General features: G+C 70.4%; 17 protein-coding genes and 1 pseudogene. 7 read left to right on the plus strand and 11 right to left on the minus strand.

The window, feature by feature from the left end; genetic code table 11:
- From AB0J66_RS36320 to AB0J66_RS36330, 3 genes and pseudogenes are all read left to right on the plus strand, one after another.
- Entirely contained in the window at positions 1–645 is a 645-nt protein-coding gene (locus AB0J66_RS36320) for a response regulator transcription factor (RefSeq protein ID WP_364670812.1), read from the plus strand.
- Positions 646–1,173: 528 nt separating this feature from the next.
- Positions 1,174–1,362, plus strand: a pseudogene (locus AB0J66_RS36325) (DUF2750 domain-containing protein); the annotation flags it as partial.
- 89 nt (positions 1,363–1,451) lie between these two features.
- A complete protein-coding gene (locus AB0J66_RS36330; RefSeq protein ID WP_364670815.1) occupies positions 1,452–1,880 on the plus strand; it encodes an ester cyclase in 429 nt (142 codons plus the stop codon).
- A gap of 259 nt (positions 1,881–2,139) precedes the next feature.
- Here the strand turns inward: AB0J66_RS36330 and AB0J66_RS36335 are convergent, their stop codons facing one another.
- Complete coding sequence (locus AB0J66_RS36335; RefSeq protein WP_364670818.1) at positions 2,140–7,452, minus strand: GH92 family glycosyl hydrolase; 5,313 nt, start codon at positions 7,450–7,452, stop codon at positions 2,140–2,142.
- A gap of 161 nt (positions 7,453–7,613) precedes the next feature.
- Here AB0J66_RS36335 and AB0J66_RS36340 point away from each other — a divergent pair, with 161 nt between their 5' ends.
- Positions 7,614–8,261 (plus strand): Bax inhibitor-1 family protein, encoded by a 648-nt coding sequence (locus AB0J66_RS36340; RefSeq protein ID WP_364670821.1) that lies wholly within the window; start codon positions 7,614–7,616, stop codon positions 8,259–8,261.
- Positions 8,262–8,274: 13 nt separating this feature from the next.
- On the opposite strand, the gene AB0J66_RS36345 is transcribed toward AB0J66_RS36340, so the two are convergent.
- The gene (locus tag AB0J66_RS36345; RefSeq protein WP_364670824.1) at positions 8,275–8,991 is read right to left on the minus strand and encodes a trypsin-like serine protease; all 717 of its coding nucleotides are present in this window, start codon (positions 8,989–8,991) and stop codon (positions 8,275–8,277) included.
- A gap of 102 nt (positions 8,992–9,093) precedes the next feature.
- Between AB0J66_RS36345 and AB0J66_RS36350 the strand changes: the two genes are divergently transcribed.
- Together AB0J66_RS36350 and AB0J66_RS36355 are read left to right on the plus strand one after the other, a co-directional pair.
- The gene (locus tag AB0J66_RS36350) at positions 9,094–9,492 is read left to right on the plus strand and encodes a VOC family protein (RefSeq protein WP_364670827.1); all 399 of its coding nucleotides are present in this window, start codon (positions 9,094–9,096) and stop codon (positions 9,490–9,492) included.
- A gap of 32 nt (positions 9,493–9,524) precedes the next feature.
- Positions 9,525–9,800, plus strand: a complete 276-nt coding sequence (locus AB0J66_RS36355; protein ID WP_364670830.1) for a hypothetical protein — start codon at positions 9,525–9,527, stop codon at positions 9,798–9,800.
- A gap of 85 nt (positions 9,801–9,885) precedes the next feature.
- On the opposite strand, the gene AB0J66_RS36360 is transcribed toward AB0J66_RS36355, so the two are convergent.
- Positions 9,886–10,287, minus strand: a complete 402-nt coding sequence (locus AB0J66_RS36360) for a hypothetical protein (protein ID WP_364670832.1) — start codon at positions 10,285–10,287, stop codon at positions 9,886–9,888.
- A gap of 89 nt (positions 10,288–10,376) precedes the next feature.
- Entirely contained in the window at positions 10,377–11,144 is a 768-nt protein-coding gene (locus tag AB0J66_RS36365; protein ID WP_364670834.1) for a hypothetical protein, read from the minus strand.
- A gap of 190 nt (positions 11,145–11,334) precedes the next feature.
- Between AB0J66_RS36365 and AB0J66_RS36370 the strand changes: the two genes are divergently transcribed.
- Positions 11,335–11,619, plus strand: a complete 285-nt coding sequence (locus tag AB0J66_RS36370) for a hypothetical protein (protein ID WP_364670837.1) — start codon at positions 11,335–11,337, stop codon at positions 11,617–11,619.
- On the opposite strand, the gene AB0J66_RS36375 is transcribed toward AB0J66_RS36370, so the two are convergent.
- The 7 genes from AB0J66_RS36375 to AB0J66_RS36405 all read right to left on the minus strand — a co-directional run bounded on the left by AB0J66_RS36375 (position 11,616) and on the right by AB0J66_RS36405 (position 18,497).
- Positions 11,616–12,038 carry a hypothetical protein gene (locus tag AB0J66_RS36375; protein ID WP_364670840.1) on the minus strand — a complete coding sequence of 141 codons (423 nt, stop codon included), beginning with the start codon at positions 12,036–12,038 and terminating at the stop codon, positions 11,616–11,618. The genes AB0J66_RS36370 and AB0J66_RS36375 overlap by 4 nt on opposite strands.
- Positions 12,039–12,060: 22 nt before the next feature.
- Positions 12,061–12,540 (minus strand): SMI1/KNR4 family protein, encoded by a 480-nt coding sequence (locus AB0J66_RS36380; protein WP_364670843.1) that lies wholly within the window; start codon positions 12,538–12,540, stop codon positions 12,061–12,063.
- 500 nt (positions 12,541–13,040) lie between these two features.
- Complete coding sequence (locus tag AB0J66_RS36385) at positions 13,041–14,126, minus strand: DUF3500 domain-containing protein (RefSeq protein ID WP_364670846.1); 1,086 nt, start codon at positions 14,124–14,126, stop codon at positions 13,041–13,043.
- A 53-nt stretch (positions 14,127–14,179) separates the two neighbouring features.
- Positions 14,180–14,644: a hypothetical protein gene (locus tag AB0J66_RS36390; RefSeq protein WP_364670848.1), complete on the minus strand. Its 465-nt coding sequence runs from the start codon at positions 14,642–14,644 to the stop codon at positions 14,180–14,182.
- Positions 14,641–15,231 (minus strand): winged helix-turn-helix domain-containing protein, encoded by a 591-nt coding sequence (locus tag AB0J66_RS36395; protein WP_364670850.1) that lies wholly within the window; start codon positions 15,229–15,231, stop codon positions 14,641–14,643. Before AB0J66_RS36395 ends, AB0J66_RS36390 begins: the two co-directional genes overlap by 4 nt.
- 53 nt (positions 15,232–15,284) lie before the next feature.
- Positions 15,285–15,872 (minus strand): helix-turn-helix transcriptional regulator, encoded by a 588-nt coding sequence (locus AB0J66_RS36400; protein ID WP_364670853.1) that lies wholly within the window; start codon positions 15,870–15,872, stop codon positions 15,285–15,287.
- A gap of 423 nt (positions 15,873–16,295) precedes the next feature.
- Positions 16,296–18,497: a beta-galactosidase gene (locus AB0J66_RS36405; RefSeq protein WP_364670855.1), complete on the minus strand. Its 2,202-nt coding sequence runs from the start codon at positions 18,495–18,497 to the stop codon at positions 16,296–16,298.
- Between the last annotated feature and the right edge of the window lie 171 nt (positions 18,498–18,668).

An 18,668-nucleotide genomic window follows, 5' to 3' on the forward strand; every position in this document is an offset into this window, starting at 1 on the left:
GTGCGGGTGATGATCGCCGAGGACAACCCGTTGCTGCGGGACGGCATCGCGTTGCTGCTCGGCGAGCACGACATCGAGGTGACCGCCGCCGTGCCGGACGCCGAGGCGCTGCTCGCCGCGGTCGCCGCCGGGCCACCCGATGCTGCCGTCGTCGACGTGCGGATGCCGCCGACGCACACCGATGAGGGGCTTCGGGCGGCGCTGACGATCAGGTCCGCGTACCCCCGAATGGGCGTTTTGGTCTTCTCGCAGTGGGTCGAGACCAGTTATGCGCGGCGGCTGCTCACCGAGAACGCCGGCCACGTCGGCTACCTGCTGAAGGACCGGATCGTCAGCACCGGCGAGTTCATCAGCGCCCTGCGGCGCGTCGCCGAGGGCGGCACCGCCCTCGACCCCGAGGTGGTCCGCCAGCTGCTCGCGACCCCCGCCGTCGATGCCGGGCTGGCCCGCCTCAGCGACCGCGAACGCGAGATCCTCGCCCTGCTCGCCGAGGGCCGCTCCAATGTGGCCATCGCCGAGCACCTGCACCTGGTCGAGCGCAGCGTCGAGAAGCACGTCACCGCCATCTTCACCAAGCTCGACCTCCCCCAGGCCCGCACCGACCATCGGCGAGTGCTGGCCGTGCTGCGCTACCTGCGCGCGTGAACCGCTTACTCGTCCTCGGCGAGGACTTCCTCGCGACGCCGCCGGATCACCGGGAGGGCGGCGATAACCAGGACCGCCACCGTCAGCGCCAGGAGCGCCGCGGAGTTCGGCCGGGTGAGGAAGATCGACGGGTCGCCGCGGGAGATGATCAGGGGCTCGCCGCAGGTTCTCCTCCAGCAGGGGCCCCAGGACGAAGCCGAGCAGCAGCGACGCCGGCTCGCAGCCCCACTTGATCAGGACGTAGCCGAGCAGGCGCCACCCGCGGCGGGTCCGATGGCGGGGCCGGTGCGGTGGAGCATCTGGATCGCCGCCGGGGTCGCCGCCGTGGTGGCCGCAGGCAGGTCCCGAAGGCGCAGTGCTGTGGCAGTCACACCCGGTGCGGGTCGAGGTTCGATAAGCGGCCGAGCCGACTGATGCACGACCCCTACGGCGACTGCTCGCCCCTCGTCCCCGAGCCACCCATGTGGGGCCCACGGGATGCGCGCTGACTAAGCGTTGAGGTCGGCTTCTCTGTTAACGTCCCGCTCTGTGAGTCAGAGCGGGAGCCAGGCGGCCGCGTTCTTCCGTGCGGTCGCTCGGCATGGCACCGTCTGGTACGTGCGGGACGATCAGGGAAGTCCCACGCCCATGACGTCCAGTGGCGAGCGGGCGATGCCGTACTGGTCGTCCCGGGCTCGGGCCCAGCACGCGGCCGAGGTTGGGGGCCCCGCCTTTCGTCCTGCCTCCATGACTGGCGAGCGGCTCCCTGTCCGAGATCTTGCAGACGGGCCGGGGTGGCGGCGGTTAGCCTGCGGCCGGAGGCGGTCATGGGGCTTGAGGAGCAGCTGTTCGCGTTGTGGCGGGTGCCGCCGGCCGAGCACGGCGGTGCCGAGGCGGCGTTCCGGCGGGTGTATGCCGATCCGGTGCTCATCAACGGGGTGCCGATGCCGGTGGCCGGGCTGGTCGCGCGGGCCCGGGCGCTGCATGCCGCGTTCACCGATCATGACATCGAGATAGTGGAGCTGGTTCGTGCGCCGGGCAAGCTGACCGTGGCGTTCCGGCATCGGGCGAAACATACCGGCGCGTGGTCCACTCCCCTGGGCGAACCGCCGGCGACCGGGCGCGTGGTGGACGGGCTCGGCATCGACATCCTCACCGTCGGCCCGGACGGCCGCGTCACCGCGATCTGGGTCCTGGCCGACGAGCTGCAGCGCATCCTTCAGGTGCGGGAGACGCCAGATGTCCTGGGCAGGTAGCGGCGAGACTTGAACCTGCCGATCAGCATGATCGAGCAGGCTCAGGTCGAGGTCTTGCCGTTCCTTCCAGTCGCCGTGGCCGTGCAGGGCGCAGCCGGCCATGGCGTTCAGCCGCGCCGCTGACATCGTCGTCACTAAGAGCGGCGGTGACATCGGCTGGCGTCGCCGGCGGCGGATTGAAGTAGGTGCTGTGCTCGTGGCTCATCGCTGCTGTCCGTGCCGCTGGGTGAGCCCGGATCGGCTCACCCAGCGGACGTGATCACTTGGTGACGGTGAAGGGGGTCTCGACCTTGGCCGATGAGGTGGTGCCGGTCAGGGTGATGGTGGTGGCGCCCGGTTGGGCGGCTCCGGGGACGCTGATGGTTTCGCTCGTGACGATGCCGTCGGCGTTGGCGTGGAGCCTGGTGGTGGTGAGGCCGTGGCCGAAGGTGCCGGTGACGGGCTCGTTCGGGGCGAAGCCGGAACCGTCGACGGTGATGGCCGTGCCGCGCGGGCCCGTGGTGACCGAGAGGGAGGCCTCCGGGGCGTAGGCGGGTTGCGCGGGGGCGGTGGCCGCCTTCAGCGTGGTGGGTTTCGCCGCCGCCGGGGCGGTGGCGACGGTCACGGTGAAGGTTGCCGTCTTGCTGGACAGGGTGTCCCAGGCGGTGACGTGCACGGTGTAGGTGCCCGCTTGGGTGTAGGTGTGCGATCCGCTGATCTCCCCGGTGGCGGAGACCGTCGCGGACGACGGGACCGTGCCGTCACCCCACTGGACCCGGGCGTTGCCGCCGGTGGTCGTGCCCAGCTGGGCCGTGAGGGACTGGCCGGCGGTGGCCGTCTGGTCGGCCGGGGCGGTCAGCGTCAGCGGGGCCGGCGCCGTGCCGTCGTCCGCGACGGCGAACACGTGGATGCGGCCCGCCGAGCCGGGGTCGCCGGTCTGTGTCGGCAGGGTCACCGAGACCAGTGTCTTGCCCGCCGGGATCTGGTAGGGCGCGGTGGCGAACAGGAACGGCTGCGCGCTGTCCCGGCTCGTGCCGAGCAGCCGGTAGGCCGACTTGGCCACGACCACGTTTCCGTACGACGGGGTGCCGTTGGGGTTGCCCCCAAGGGTCCAGTCGCTGAGCTGGATCGGAAGCGACGCGGTGGTGCCGTCGCTGAAACGAGCAGTCCCGGTCGTGCTCTGGTTGCCCTGCGTCCCGGCGCCGATGAACGAGATGCTCTTGGCGTCGGCGGGCAGGTTGAGCGTGATCGTCTTGCCGTTGCCGGTGGCGTTGTCGGGCTGACCGGCGGGCGTGGCCGGCAGCGTGAAGTGCAGGCCCGCCCCCGGCACGGTGACCGGCTGGCCCGGCGTGACACCGGCCGCGGCCAGCGCGGTGGCCGAGTACGCCCAGTTCTTGGCGTCGCAGTTGGCCGCCCGCACCCCGTCCTGGCCGATGCACACCGTGTCGAAGGAACGGACGAGGCCGCCTTCCGGCGCGTACGCCACGTCGACCCCGACCGTCGCCGAGCCCTGGCTGACGCCGTCGGTGACGGTGACCGACGCCTGGTAGTAACCCGGCTCGGCGTACGTGTGGGAGCCGCTCACGCTGTAGACGGCCCGCGAGCTCAGCGCCGTCGTGCCGGTGGTGGCCGGCGTGCCGTCACCCCAGTCGATCGTCGCCTTGTATCCGCTCGCGGTGCCGCCGGTGACGGTGGCCAGCGGGACCGACACCGCGGTCCCGGAGGTGGCCGGCACGGTCGGGACGCCGTCCACCGCAACCGCGCCGCCGCCGAGCTCGACGTCACCGCCGGCGAGCAGCTCGATCTCCGCGAGGGTGACCGACGGGCCGGTGGACTTGCCGACGACCAACCGGAACTGGGCGAACCGTCCGGGCCGGCTGATCTCGAACGGCCGGGTCTGGTTGCGCCACGGGAAGACCTCGCCCCGGCGGGAGTCGACCGTGGTCCAGGTGACTCCGTCCTTGGAGCCCTGCAGCTTCCAGTCGGTGGGGTCCCCAGCGGCCGCGCCCGAGGTCAGCGTGTAGTAGGTGGGCGTCTGCTTGCCGCCCCGGTAGGCCCAGGTGACGGTCGGCGTGGCCGAGTCGAACGTCAGCTGCGTGCTCGACGAGTCGTCGAACAGCTGGGCCGCGTTGCTCGTGCCGAGGCCGGGTCCGGTGGTGTCCTGCAGCGGCTTCGGCGCCGACTTGCCCTTGGTCAAGGAGGGCGGCGGCGCAATGCTGCCCCACGACGTCGGGCGGGGGCCCATCGTGAACTCGATCGTGCCGCCCCGCTTGAAGACCGACGAGTCGACGCTGGTCGACCCGTACGACCGGCCGTTGACCTTGACGTTCTGCACGTAGACGTTCTTCACGCTGTTGTTCCTGGCCTTGACCGTGAGGTCGCCGCCCGGGCGGTGCACGGTCATCTGGCTGAACTGCGGCGAGCCGAGCACCCAGCCCGACGAGCCGACCTGCAGCGGGTAGAGGCCGAGCGAGCTCAGGATGTACCAGGACGACATCTCACCGTTGTCCTCGTCACCGAGGTAGCCCTGGCCGATCTCGCTGCCCACGTAGAGCCGCCGCAGGATCTCGCGGACGGCCGCCTGCGACTTCGAGGGCTTGCCGGCGTAGAGATACATGTAGGGGATGTGGTGCGAGGGCTGGTTGCTCATGCCGAGCTGACCCATCCGTACGGCCCGCGCCTCGAGCATCTCGTGGATGATGCCGCCGTAACCGCCGGGGCGGTCGGCCTTCTCCGGCGTGGCGAAGAACTCGTCCAGCTTCTTCTCGAGGGCCGCGCGAGATCCGTACAGGTTGGCCAGTCCCTGCCCGTCGTGCGGCGCGGTGAAGGCGAAGTTCCAGCCGTTGGTCTCGGTGTAGACGCCACCCCAGTCGAGCGGGTCGCCGTCGAGGAAGGTGCCGGCCGCGTCGCGTCCCTGGAAGAACTTCGACTTCGGGTCGAACAGGTTGACGTAGTTGCGGGCCCGGGAGAGGAAATACTCCGACTCCTCGGCCAGCTGCGCCCGTCGCGCTTTCGGGGTGGCCGGGTCACGCGAGAGGTCGTACGCCATGTTGCCGATGCCGTAGTCGTTGATGAACCCCTCGAGGGCCCACGACACTGACTCACCGGTCGTGGTCGGCGTGTAGCCGAGGAACAGCGACGTCTCGATCCCCTTGCGGCCCACCGCGCTGCGCCCGGAGGCGACCGTCGCGTCCTTCACGGCCGAGTCGTAGGCGCCCAGCGGGTCCGGGAGCTTCACCCCGTTGACGTACGCCTCCGCGAGCGCCACATTCGCCGAGGTGCCGGTCATCAGGTCGGCGTACCCGGGCGAGGACCACCGCGCGACCCAGCCGCCGTCGCGGTACTGCTGGACGAACCCGTCGGCGATCTTCCCGGCGATCTCCGGGTAGAGCAGCGTGTACGCCGGCCAGACCGTGCGGTACGTGTCCCAGAAGCCGTTGTTGACGTAGATCTGCCCGTCGACGATCTTCGCCCCGGTCGTGGTGGCGGTCGACGTGCCGGTCGGGGCCGACACCGGGCTCGCGTACTGCCAGTGCGGCTTGGCGGCGGTGCCGGTGTTCTCCGACTGCGAGTTCGGGTAGAGGTTGAGCCGGTACAGGTTGGAGTAGAGCGTGACCAGCTGCGTCTCCGTCGCGCCCTTGACCGAGACCCGCTCGAGGCGGCTCTGCCAGGCGGTGGTGGCGGCGGCCCGGATCCGGTCGAAGCTCTTGCCGGTGGCCTCCAGGTCGAGGTTCTTGCGAGCCTGGTCGACCGAGAGGAACGACGTCGCGAAGCGCACGGTCACCGTCGGGCTCGCCGTGAGGTCGAACGAGGCCGACGCGGCGGCCGAGCCGGACGGCGCGCGGTCGAAGGCGCCGGAGACGAACATGCGGCTACGGCCGGCGGAGAGCCCGCTGCCGTTGTCCACCCAGCCGGTGAAGGTGCCGTCCGCCGCGTACGTGAAGTTGCCGTTCTGGAAGACGAGCGCGCCGCTGGTCTGCCCGGCCGGGAAGGTGAACTCCATGATCGCGGCGTGGTCGGCCGGAGCCATCCGGGCGGTCAGGCCGTTCTGCAGCTTGACGCTGTAGAAGTCGGGCCGGGCGATCTCGTCGTTGTGGCTGAAGGCGACCGCCCGGGTGCTCGGCGCGCCGGTCGTGTTGCCGCCGGCCAGCACCGGCATGATCGACATCTGGTTGCGGTCGCCCATCCACGGGCTGGGCTCGTGCGAGATGGCCAGGCCCTGCAGCGTCGGGAGGTTGGCCGCGTTGTTGGCCCGCTGGTAGTCGTACTCCCAGGAGTTCGACGTGGCGTTGGTGACCGGCGTCAGGAAGTTGAAGCCGTTCGGCAACGCCGCGAGCGGCAGGTTGTTGCCGCGCGAGAAGCCACCGGTCGCGTTCGTGCCGCGCCGGGTGTCGACGTAGTTCGTCAGCGCCGAGCCGTTGATCGCCGTCGGCGTGCCGGTGACCGTGACGTCGTCGAGCCAGCCCTGGAAGCGGGTCGCCGCGGTGGCGCCCGGGTTGTCGTAGGACAGCAGGATCCGGTCGATCGTCTTGCCGTTGGCGACCGCGCCGATGTCCGAGGAGACCGCGTTCCACTCGTCGGCGAACAGCGCCTTGGCCGCGCCCTGCCCGGCCGCGGTGAGCGCGTTGCCGTGCTGGTCGACCGGCGACTTCTTGCTGAGGTAGCTGCCGTCGGTGAAGTGCAGGTCGACCGCCGCGTAGGTCGACGGGTACTGCAGGTTCTCCCCGGTGAGCTCGGGGAAGATCTTGTAGCTCAGCCGCGACTTGGGCCCGACCGGGATGTTCACGTCGAAGAGCTTGTTGGTGCCGTACGCTCTGCCGTCCGCCTCGGCCCCGCCGGCGTACCGCAGCGACGCGACGCCGGTGAACCCGGCCTTGGCCAGCATGTTGGCCCCACGTGTGGGTCCGTCGCCGACCACGCTGACCATCGGGGTGGCCGGCGGCCGTACGTCGGTGCCGTCGCTGATGTCCCAGTCGGCCAGCTGCACGAGCGAGTCGCCCGAGTTGGCCGTGACGTTCAGCCGGTAGAACGCGTACGGCGTGGTGTTGGTGAAGGTGTAGGTGTTGGTCGCGTAGCGGCCGCCGAAGCTCTGACCGGTGCGCTTGTCCAGGTCGGTCCACTGCGAGCCGTCGGCCGAGCCCTGCAGGGCGAAGTCCTTGGGATCGCGCCCGGGCGCGTCGTTGGCCGAGGTCAGCGAGTACTTGACCACGGTCGTGGGCTGGGCCAGCTGGTAGGTGACCCAGCCGGTCGGGCTGAAGACCAGCCACTTGGTCGACGAGTCGCCGTCCTTGAGCTTGACCGCGGTCTCGCCGGGCGCGTTCTCGCCGCTGGCGGTCACGGCGGTGACCTGGTCGAGCACGCTGCCCGGCAGACCGGCCCGGATCGAGCCGGTCAGGTTGCCCTGCAGCGGCTTGCCGTTGGGGCCGAGCTCGGCCGTGCTGGCCGCGGGCTGCTTGTCGCCGCTCTCGAACGAGGAGGCGAAGTCGCCCGGCTTGACGGCGGCGCTCGCCGCGGACGGGATCCCGAAGAGGCTTATCGGTAAAACCAGCGCACCGGCGACGGCCATCCACCGTCTCGGCCAGACATACGTCATGCGGACTCCACTGTGGTCTTCAACCGGATCGAAGATCGCCAGCTTCACCCCGCCTGACAACGTTGTCAAGACACCGCCTGGAAATCGGCCGGAAACAATGCCCGCAGGTCTCATCCTTGGCGAAGGGTCCCTGCCCCGGCGTGCCGGTCCACAGTGAGGGCATGGACAACACGTACGCCTACCGCCCGGCCACGATCGCCGCCCCCGGCCTGTTCGCCCGCACGATGGGCTTCGTGGCGGCCACCACCGCGCTGTTCGCCCTCGGTGCGTACCTGGGCCGCAACCTGCCCGGCGCCGCCGCCTTCATCGCCTACCTGGCGTCGTTCGCCGCGCTGATCGCCATGCAGTTCACCGTACGCCGCTCGGCCCAGACCACGGTCGCCCTGCTGGCCGTCTTCGGCCTGCTGATGGGCGTCGCCGTGGCACCGACCCTGGTCTACTACGCCGCCACCGACCCCCAGGCGTTGTGGCAGGCCGCCGGCGCCACGGCCCTGTTCGTGGCCGCCTTCGGCGCCGCCGGCTACGCCACCCGAAGAGACCTGGCGGCCCTGGCCCGCATCTGCTTCTGGGCCCTGGTCGCCCTGCTGCTCTTCGGCATAGTCCTGATCTTCGTCAACATCCCGAACGGGAGCCTGATCTACTCGATCCTCGGCCTGGTCATCTTCGCCGGCTTCATCATGTTCGACTTCCAGCGCCTGCGCCGCTCCCGCGACATCGCCTCAGCGCCGCTCCTGGCCGCCTCGATCTTCCTGGACATCCTCAACGTCTTCCTGTTCTTCCTCCGCATCTTCCGAGGTGGCAGCCGTTGACCGCCGGCCGGAGTCACCGCCGGGCGATGGTCTGCTCGATCCAGCTGCGAAGCCGGGCCGCGTCGGCGACGGCGACGGTGCTCTGCCGGTCCGAGGCGGTGAAGACCCCGGTGATGACCGCCTTCCCGCAGGTACGGACGAACGCGGGCGCCCCCGAGTCCCCGCCGACAGGGAGCCCGGATTTCTTGTCGGCGCAGTAGTCGTTCGCGCCGGCGAGCAGGTCGCAGCGCGGATCGGCGTGGTCGATGACGCGGACGGTGGCCTCGCGGAGCCGGTTCGACTGGCAGGAACTCTCGTCCGGTTCGCAGGTGGCGCCCCAGCCCTGCACGGTCATCACCGTGCCGACCGGAGCCGACGCGCCGGCGATCGGGAGCGGCTCGGCCTTGACCCGTGGAATCCTGACGAGCGCCACGTCGGCGTCGGGGGTGAAGTAGGTCTGGTCCGGGATGCGCTTGACCTCCCGGCCGAGGCGCTGGTCGAGATTGCCCACACGCAGGCGGATGTCGGTGTTGTCGAATCGCACGCAATGCGCGGCGGTGATCACCCACTGCGGCGCGACGACGGCGCCGGTGCAGGTGGGCTGGCCGTCCTCGTACAGCCGTACCGCCCATGGCCCGTAAGTGGCGATCTTCCCGCCGACGATCGCCTGCGCGGGCAGCGCGGGCGCGGCGAAGGCCGCGACCGCCGCGACGACCGGGACGAGAATCCGGGCGAGCCTGGTGATGAGCACGATAGTCCTCCGCGTGGTCGGAACATGTGCTCCCACCGTCGCGGGAAAGGACCAATTCGTCATCGGTCGATCTACTGGTTGCGGCGGGGTATAAGTAGGCCCATGCCGTTGAGCAGGTTCCCGCTGAGAGCGTCGATCGCCGTCTCCGACATCACGGTCGCGGCCGAGTTCTATGAGGGCAAGCTGGGCCTGCCGGCGCTGCGGTCCGGCTGGAGCGCCTCCATCGCGGACGGCGGTCGTGTCTACGGCTCGGCCGGCGAGCCGGCGTTGAACGTCTACCAGTCCGCCACGGCCGGCCAGTCCCGGGCCACCCTGGCCACCTGGTACGTCGACGACCTCGACCAGGTCGTCGACGAGCTCACCGCGGCCGGGGTCGACTTCGTCCGCTACGACGGCCTCGAGCACGACGCCCGGGGCATCACCCCACGCGCCGGCGGCGGCCGTATCGCGTGGTTCCAGGACCCGGACGGCAACACCTTCGCCCTCGAGGCCGACCACTGAGCACCGTTGCCGCTCGAGGACAAGATGGCGGTATGGGAAACCCGGCGTTCTTCGGCCTCATCGGTGTCCTGGTGGGCTCGCTGATCACCGCCTTCGGCGTCGTCTACCGCGAGCGCTTGACGAATGCCCGGGAGCGAGAAGCGCGGACGGACGCAGAGGCCCGGACAAGACGAAATGAACTGCTGGCGTTCCAGCGCGAAAGCCTCGTTGCGCTGCAGGACGATCCTCGATCTGGGCAGTACGCATCGAGGACGCCAAGGAATGCAATGCGAAGCTGGACGATCTGGTCGGGCGCTTCAACGAATTGACCGCTCAACGGCTTCGAGAACTGTACTGATCTCGCGCTGAAGATGGTGATCGGGGACCGGCAGGTGAGTGGAGACGGTCCTCCGTTCACCCCTCGGGCGGTCGCACATGAGGAGACAACCGGGCCCCGACAGCGAGATCATCTCTCCAGTAGCGATAGACGAGACCCACCACAACTTCGGCTGATTCCGCCGCGATAAGACAGGGAAGAAGGCCCGCGTCTTCCAGCGACTCCACGTCGAAGGCCACGATCAGCGGGAGCTCCTCGCCGGCATGGCGGCTCACCAGCTTGCGCTCGGCCGGAGCCGGCTTGCGGAACCGAGGCCGGGAGAACTGCGTCGGGCATGCCAGATAGGCCACGTCGGTGAAAATGACCTCGAGGTTGTGGTGATAGGTCAAGTCGTTGCCGGCGGCCAGCACCAGTCGCGAGCCGTCGAAATGGTGAACGTCCCAGTCCCATTCGTCCGCTGCGTCGGGAAGCTCAAGCACGCCCCGAGTGTCGCATCCACCATCATGGCGCCACGGCCGGCGTCGCGCGGGAGGCCGGGGCGGATGTGCCGCCCCGGCCCGGCCGCCCGTCACCAGGGGGCGTAGGACCAGCCCAGCGGGTTCTGGAAGTACGAGATCGGGACGATGCCGATGCGGCCGCCGGCGCTGGTCGAGTAGACCTTGCCGGCGCCCAGGCTGATTGCCACGTGGCCGGAGGCGCTGGTGTTGTAGAAGACCAGGCTGCCGCGCGGAGCGTCGGTGTACGGCTGTTGCAGCGGGCGGGCGTTCGCGTTGGCGCGGGCGGTGGCGAATCGGCCGCTCGTGCCGAAGGCGTTCTCGACGGCCAGTTCGCATTTGCCTTCGTAATTGGTGCGCCCGTTGTTGTTGTAGAACCATTGGATGGCACGCTCGCCCGATCCCATGCTGGACCAGACGGCGCCGCTGCCGTACAGGACGAGGTTGCCGTCGTCCTGGATCACGAGCCGGTTGCCGCCCCGCCGCTGGGTGTTCGTGGTGAAGATGACGCCCGAGTCCGAGTAGATGACCAGGTTGCCGTCGGACTGCATGACGAGGCGGGGGTTGTTCCCTCGGGTGTTGCTCGACCAGAGGGGCCCGTTCGGCCCGTAGACCACGAAGTTGCCGTCGCTCTGCATGCGGGCCTCGTAGCGGCGGCTGGCCGAGAAGATGCCCTGGTTCTGGGCTCCGGCCAAAGCCTCGTTCGAGCCACCCCACAGGGTGTCGCTGCCCGCCGCGGCCTGCACGGGGACGCTCGCGCCGGCGCTCAACGCGATGATCGCGCCGCTGACGGCGAGCAGGCGGCGGAGACCTCGAAGGGCAGCGAATGCGTTTCGGTTCACGGTTTGTTCCCTTTGCGGATGCTTGTCGACCTGATGACCCCATTTCTAGTCCGTTTTGTCCGTCCGGAACATCCCCGGAGAGCGGTCGCCCGGTGCGGGCCAGCACCACACTGAAACGGCCGCGCCGACACCGGAAAGGATCATCATCCGCCGCCCTTTCGGACCGTCCTGGGGCACGAACGACGGACAGTTGACTTCGGGCGACGAGTTGATCATGATCGGGGCCCGCGAGAACGAGGAGGCGACCATGGCTGCGAAGTTCGACGCGATGAGGGCACCCCGGCAGGGCACCCTCATCGCTGTGAGCACTTTTGCTCTCGTCAGTGTGGTCGCGGTGGCGCAGGGCTGGGACCTGAGCTCCTGGGCCTGGGCCGCCGGCGTCTGTGTTGTCGGCGGGGTCTCGGCCGCGGTCACGCAGGCAGGGCGGAACCGGCGGCTGGACCGGGCCGCCGAGCAGGCGCGGGCCGGGCTTTAGACCTCGGCCTGGTACTGCTCGACCTTGTCGGCCGGCCAGCCGATGAACGGGGCGATCTCCTCCGGGTCGGCCGAGAGAGTCCAGTCCTCGATGGCCTCGGCCAGACCTTCGGGCAGCCCCTCGGTCTGGGTGGGGGTGACGGCCTCGTCCTCGAGGATGCGGTCGTGGTGGACCCAGTTGTCGTCGGGGTCGAGCTCCTGACCGGCGGCGACCAGCTCGTCGAGACCGCCGGGGCCGGCGGCGAGGATCTCGTTGGTGCGCCAGTCGATGATGTCCCAGGCGTCGTCGCCGAGCTGGCCCCCGGTGACGATGCGATGGCCCTGGGCCTCGAGCTCCTCGATGCGCTTGCGGACCCTCGCCGTGGCGGCGAAGTTGTCTTCCAGGACGTTCTCGATGTGCTTCTTCAGGAGGTCGCTCACGACGCCAGCGTACGGCCTGGGCTCAGTCCTCCTCGTACTCCTCGGCCGGGACGAAGCCGGTGATGAAGTCGGCGAAGGTGTTGGCTATCTGGTGTTTGACGCGGTCGGAGCCGACGTAGACGACCGTCGGCTCGCCCTGGGGGCCGCCGGCGGAGTAGTCGAGCATCACGGTGTCGGGGCCGGCCAGGGCTGTCACGCCGATGACGACGCCGTCGGGTGGGTAGTCCCATTCCTCGATGAGCTCGCGGGACTGCGTGTCGGCGCCCTCGGGGTAGCCGATGCCCAGGAGCACGTCCATCTGGAAGTGGTCGGCCGCCCACGACGTACGGAAGGTCGTCGGGTGGCAGTTCTCCTCGAGGACGCCGCCGTTCTGGCGGCGCAGCAGGTCGACGTACGCGCGGGGCAGGCGGTAGCCGAGGGTCTCCTCGGCCCGCCGCACCATGTCGTCGTCGACCGCCGGCCCGGTCCATTCGGAGGGACCGGGCTCGAACGGGTTCGTCATCACACCCCCATGGGGTTCAGCAGATCGAGGCGCCAGGCCGTCGACGGTCAGCGCACCGAGAGCCTCTACGCGGGGCAACGTCCCGGGCGCGACCAAGGGCGACTTCACCACGACCTACGCGTACGACGCCAACGACAACCCGATCCAGATCCGCCCGCCGGCCTTGACGACCGGCGGGACGACGGGTGGCCGCTCGTTCTCGGCGACGGGTTTGTCGGGTGCCGCGTTGGCCGCGCTGCTCGGGCCCGGCGCCCGCGCTGACCTGCGGGGTGTCACCCGGCTCGGCCCGCGCCGCCTGCCCGGCGAGCGGTGGGGCGAGCGTGAGAACCAAGAGAAACGCACAGAGCGCCGCCAATCGGCGCGCGTACGCAAACTTGATGGACATCGATGCATACCTCCCCTATGGTGTGCCGGGGGCAAAAACCACACGCATCAATGTCCGAGAGACCCCTAACGGTCTGACTTCCGCTTGAACCGATCGCTATTCGCGGTATCCGCGCCTAGTGATGACGTCGGCGATGCTCGGCGAGGGCGTCGAGACCGAAGTCGTTGGCCGGGTCCCGCCACACCGAGTGAGCGTGATTGGCGTTGCGCTGCGTGTTGTCCCATTCCAGGAGCAGGCGCGGGCCTTGCACGCGGTAGTAGTGCGGCGCGCCCGGCGTCAGATCACCGGCCCAGCCGAAACTCAAGGTCTCCAGGTCGTACGCCGTCTCGACCGGCCCGCGTTCGACGTAGGTTCGGACAAGATCGTCCAGCAGGGCCCGCTGCCGCTCGTCGAGATCGCGCGCCGGGACGCCCTTGGGCCGCGCCGTGTACTCCAGCGCGCGGTGCTCACTCTCCCCGTAGGCGGCGGCCTCGTCGATCGCGTCGCTGGCCGCCCGCAGGCTCGCCCACTGGCCCGGGTCGCTGAAGGGCGCGCGCCAGATGCCGGCCAGCGGAATGACCCGGTCCCCCTCGGCGATCGAGCTGCGGTTGCCGGTCACCAGGTCGGACGGCGCCTTGGGAGACAGGATCGCGGCCTCGCCGAGGGAAACGGCAAGCTCACGCCCGAGATCCTCCACCCGCCCGAGCGGGCGGGACGAGGCGCCACCGAGCAGCTCGGCCGAAGCCGGATCGGCCCCCAGGAAACACGGCGTGGTGGAGAGGAGCACCCCGTCGACGACCAGATTGTTCAGCGAGACGTGATGCCCGCCGAATCGCCATCCCCACGTGCCCCCGGCCGACGGCTCACCGAAGACACGCAGGTAGTACAGCCCCGGATCCCGTCCCCGCTCCCGGCCGAACCGGGCCGTGAACCCCTCGGTGTGATCGAGAATGTTCTCCAGCCCGATGATCGTCGCCACCGTGACGTAGCCCGCCCGGGACAACCCGGCCGCCACCAACCGCATGGCCGCCCGCTGCTGCCCCGGCCGCTGCTGGTGCAGGGTCAGCCCACCGTGATCCGTCGGCGTGTAGAACCACCGCCGCCGCTCGTCCGCCGCCACCTCCCCCGTGGCGACCGTCCGCTGCCCGGCATCCAGCATCTCCAGCCAGGCCCGTGCCGCCTCAGCCATGGCCCGGGCGGCACCCCGGCGTTCGTCAGTCACCTCGTCAACTTAGCTGCGCTCAACCAAAGCGAAACACGAGCACCGTCGCCTAGTCAGAAGGGGCTCATCTGGTCCAGCACATTCTCGGCGACCGCGATGATCTGCTCGACCTTCGGGAGGTCCCGCTCGACCTCGTCGCGGTCGACCCCGGGCGCGCCCGAAGACGGGTATTCGACCTGGTTGCGCCGTCGGCGAAGGCGGTCGTACGGACGGAGCACCGCGCCGAGCGGCGGGTCCAGTTGGGAGGACATCGCGTCGCGGACCGCGATGTGCCCGCCCCGGCTGGTGGCCCGCAGGCCTTGGTTCTCCAGCACGGCTGCGAGCGCCTTGCGCGCGGCGTCGTACATGAGCTGGTACGCCCCGGCCGGGTCGGTAGTCGCGATGGCGCCCGCGGAAGCGAGGTGGCGGCGAGACTGCGCGAGCAGGACGTCGGAGTGTTCGCGGCTGGCCGGCACTCGTTCCAGTTCTCCGCGCTCGAGCATGCCCTCGATGGCTCCGCGGCCCTGATCCCACCTCATGCCGGTCGTCCGTCCTCGAGAAGCGCGTGCAGCGGGCGGGAGCGGACCGATGTCAGGAACGGATCGTCGCCGGCGGACCGCCACCGGCTCGCGGAGACGCGGTTGACGTTGACCTCGCGGCCGAGCTGGGCCTCGGCGGAGCGGGCCGCGTCGGCCAGATCGTCGTCGTCGGCGTCGCCGATCACGAGCACGTCGACGTCGCGCGGCGGCGGGCCGGGCTCACCGGCGTGACGCGCGGCCCACGATCCATAGATGAAGGCCGCCTCCACGCCGGGGACCGGAGCCAACACGTCGGTCAGCACCGCGGCCGGTCCGTAGGTCAGGGCCAGCAACTCGGTCAACGGCCGGGCGAGCACATTGTCGAGATCGGCGCGCAGAAGCCGAAGATTGCCGCGCCGCTCCTCCACGACAAGCCTGGCCTCCACGAGACGGTCGGCCTCCCGGCTGACCGTCGACTGGGACACCTTCAGCCGCAGAGCCAGCTCGGAAACCGAGAAGCTCTCCTCGGGATGCAGATAGATCCAGGCCATCAGCTCTCCGAGCAGCGGCGAGCGAAGCAGCGGCATCAACCGGGATCGAGCTTGCACATCCTGCATATTAGCTTGCATCATCTGCAAGTTGTCCCGGTCGGGCGGTCTCACTAGAGTCCCTCCGCCGGAAGAAGGGGGAACAAGGGCTGCGAGCGCACCAAGGTCAAGAGCGGGTCGTCGGCGGCGGAGTGCCAGCGGGCCTGGGAGACGTGGGTGATGGTGACCGCGCGGGCGAGGCGGCGTTCGGCGGCTCGAACGGTGGCGTCCAGATCGTCGTCGTGGAGGCTGCCGATGACGAGGACATGGACGTCGGCTGGGGGTGGGCCGGGCTCTCCGGTGTGGCGGGCGGCCCAGGAGCCGTGCAGGTAGGCGGCGTCGACGCCGGGCAGCGGGGCCAGCAGGTCGGTCAGGATCGGGGCCGGGCCGTAGGCGAGCGCCAGCAAGTCGGTCAGAGGGCGGGTGACGGCGGTGCCGGCCTTGGCCCGGAGCAGGCGCAGGTTGCCGCGCCGATGCTGGTGCAGAAGGCCGGCCTCCGTGAGCCGGTCGGCCTCGCGGCCGATGGCGGACGGGGCCGCCCACAGCCGCTGAGCCAGTTCGGAGACCGGGTACGACTCCTCGGGGTGCAGGTAGAGCCAGGCCAGCAGCTCACCGGCCAGTGGCGAGCGAAGCAGCGGCAACAACTGCGATCGGGCGTGCATGACCAGCAAAGGTGGCGGCTCGAAGACACCGCGGCAAGCCCCGGACCGCGATCTCCACCAGAGGAGGGACCTCCCCCGATCGAGTGACCCGCCCCAGCTCAAGCGCCCGATCCGGCCGTCCCCACCCCGCGGGCGCCGACCCGGGCTCCGCCCGCCGACAGACCGGCCGATCACGTCACGCGCACCCCCCGGCCGCCCGGTGGTGCCGTCACCCCGGCCGCACGCGCCTGGCCGAACGGTCACCCCAACCACGCGGGCCCGGCCCGACAGTCACCCGGCCACGCCAAGGAACGCCGATCACCTCGGCCGCGCCCGGCACGGCAGTCATCCCAATCGCGCCGCAGGGCGGTCACCCCGCGCGCCCGGCAGGGCGGTCACACTCGGCCGCCCGGCTGGTGGGGTGCTCACCCGGCGGCTGGGCTCTCACTCGTGCCAGGTGGAGTGGCCGAACAGAGTCACCTTGTCCACAGCGAGCAGCTGGCCCTCGGCGGCCAGCAAGCGGTCGCGGGCGTCGGGGGGCAACGAGACGGTGGAGCCGGTGGCCAGCGGCAGGACGTGCAGGGTGAGGGTGGCGCCGGGGTGCCAGCCCAGGTCCTTGAGGTTGGCGAGCCAGGGCGAGCCGTCCCAGAAGCGGTCGGTGGCCGGGTGGCCGTCGACGCGGAGCTGGGCTACGTCGCCGGCCCAGTGGATTTCCAGGAAGAGGTCGGTGTCCGGGACTTCGGGGATGTCGAGCCGGTGGACGGCGGCCAGGTCGTCGAAGACGGTGGGGGTGGGGGCGGACTGGCGGCCGTCGAACTTTCCGTAGGCCACCGGGACGGTGCTGCCGGCGGGGCGTACGGCCTCGGGGATCACGGGAAGCGTGAGTGACGCGCCGCCGGCGGGATGCAGGGGAAGGTCGGCGAAGCCGGCCGGCGTGTAGACGCGGACGGACGGCTGGGAGTCGGTGGTCAGCGCCTCGACGCGGCCGTCCGGGCCCCAGCGGAGCTCGTCCGGGGAGAGCAGCAGGCGGTCGCCGTCGACCCAGGTCGCGGGGGCTAGGGCGGCGGGGAGCACGAGCAGGTCGAAGCCGTCCAGGTGGATCGGCGTCAGCGACGGTGACGCCGAAGTGACGACGCCCCCGGCAGAATACGAGACAGCCACGCCGGGCGACTCCTGCAGCACCAGCGTGGGGACCTCACCGGGGAGGACGGTGAGGGCCGAGGCCGTGGCCCAGTCCAGGGTGCCGGCGCCGACCGGGAGGCGCAGGGGCCAGCGGGCGAGGGTGCCCGGCGGGATGTCGACGGGAGAGGAGGGCACGACGAGATCGGTGTCGTCGAGCGAGATCTGGAATTGGGCGCCGCGGTGGACGGGGAGGGGGAAGTGCGGTTGGTGCCAGGCGATGAAGAGGAAGCCCGCAGAACCGTTGCTGCGCAGGGCGAAGCGCATCGTCGACGTGTCCTCGACACCGGCGGGCCGTTCGGCCGGGAGGGTGGACGGCATGTCGGCCAGGGTGGCGCCGAAGGCGGCCAGGAAGGCGTGCTGGTGCCGGAGCTCGGCCGAGGAGGGAGCCAGGAGGCCGGCCTCGCCGATCGGGGCGTGGAAGTCGTAACCGAGCGGCGGCATGTCGTTGGGGTAACCGGTCGCGTGTGACTCCTGGGCGCCCGCGAACGGGTTGGTGCCGCCGGCGTACATGTAGTAGCCCTGCCAGGCCGAGCCGTTCCCGATCTTGCAGTGGGCGATGGCGGCGACGTCCAGGGCGGAGGGGCGCGGGCGGCGGTGGTACGCGGTGGCCATGCCGCCGCCGAGCTCGCAGGTGGCCGGGGGGAACCAGGGCGAGGGGGTACGCGGTCGCGCGGCGCCCAGGTCGGGGCGGCGCAGGTCGGCGCCGATGCCCGGGTCGTCCCACACGTGCGAGAAGAAGTAATGGTCGCGGAACGTCGGGTCCCACGGCGCGTCGGCGTCCACCCAGAAGCCGTCACCGTAACCGCCGTAGAGCGGCAGCACCTCCGCGTCCGGCAGGTCGGCGCCGCCCCACGCGGTCGCCGTCCAGATCGGCGCGGCCAGGCCGGCCGCGCGGGCCAGCCGCTTGAGCGTGACCAGATGGCCGGGCTGGTCGTAGAGCTCGTTCTCGAGCTGGACGCCGAGCAGATCGACGTCGCCCACCGCCGCGCCGAGCTGGGTGAACCATTCGCGCACCAGCTCCAGATAGGCGGGGTCGTCCGTGCGGTGCCGCACCGGTGCCTCCTGCACCCAGTCCGGGAAGCCCCCGTTGCGGCTCTCGCCGTGCACCCACGGCCCGATCCGCAGCACCACGTCGAGCCCTTCCGCCCGGCATGTCCGAATAAAGGCCCCGACGTCGAGATTCCCGTCGAAACGGACATTCTCCGGCGACGGAGCGTGGTGCAGCCAGAAGACGTACGAAGCGACGACCGTGACGCCACCGGCCCGCATCTGGCGCAGCCGCGACACCCACCGGGAGCGCGGCACCCGGCTGTAGTGCAACTCCCCCGACACCGGGATCACCGGCACCCCGTCGCGCACGAGATAACGGCTGGTCAGCGCGGTCCCGGGCCGCCGGTCCACCTCGTTGGTCATCCGCGGCCGGCGCGGCGGGGAGGACCAGGGCTGGTGTGCGACGAACAGCACGGCGACTCCTCAAGGAACATGATCTGTAACCGGTCACAGCCGGGTGAGCACGCACGATACCTCGTATTAACGGGATGGAATCAACCCCTTGACATCGGCGCAACGGCGCAGCACTGTAACCGGTCACAGGGCCACCGCAGTGACACGCGTCTCGGAGCCCACCCAAGGAGG

The sequence above is a fragment of the Actinoplanes sp. NPDC049598 genome (genome assembly GCF_040675435.1).
In the GTDB taxonomy this organism is placed as follows: domain Bacteria; phylum Actinomycetota; class Actinomycetes; order Mycobacteriales; family Micromonosporaceae; genus Actinoplanes.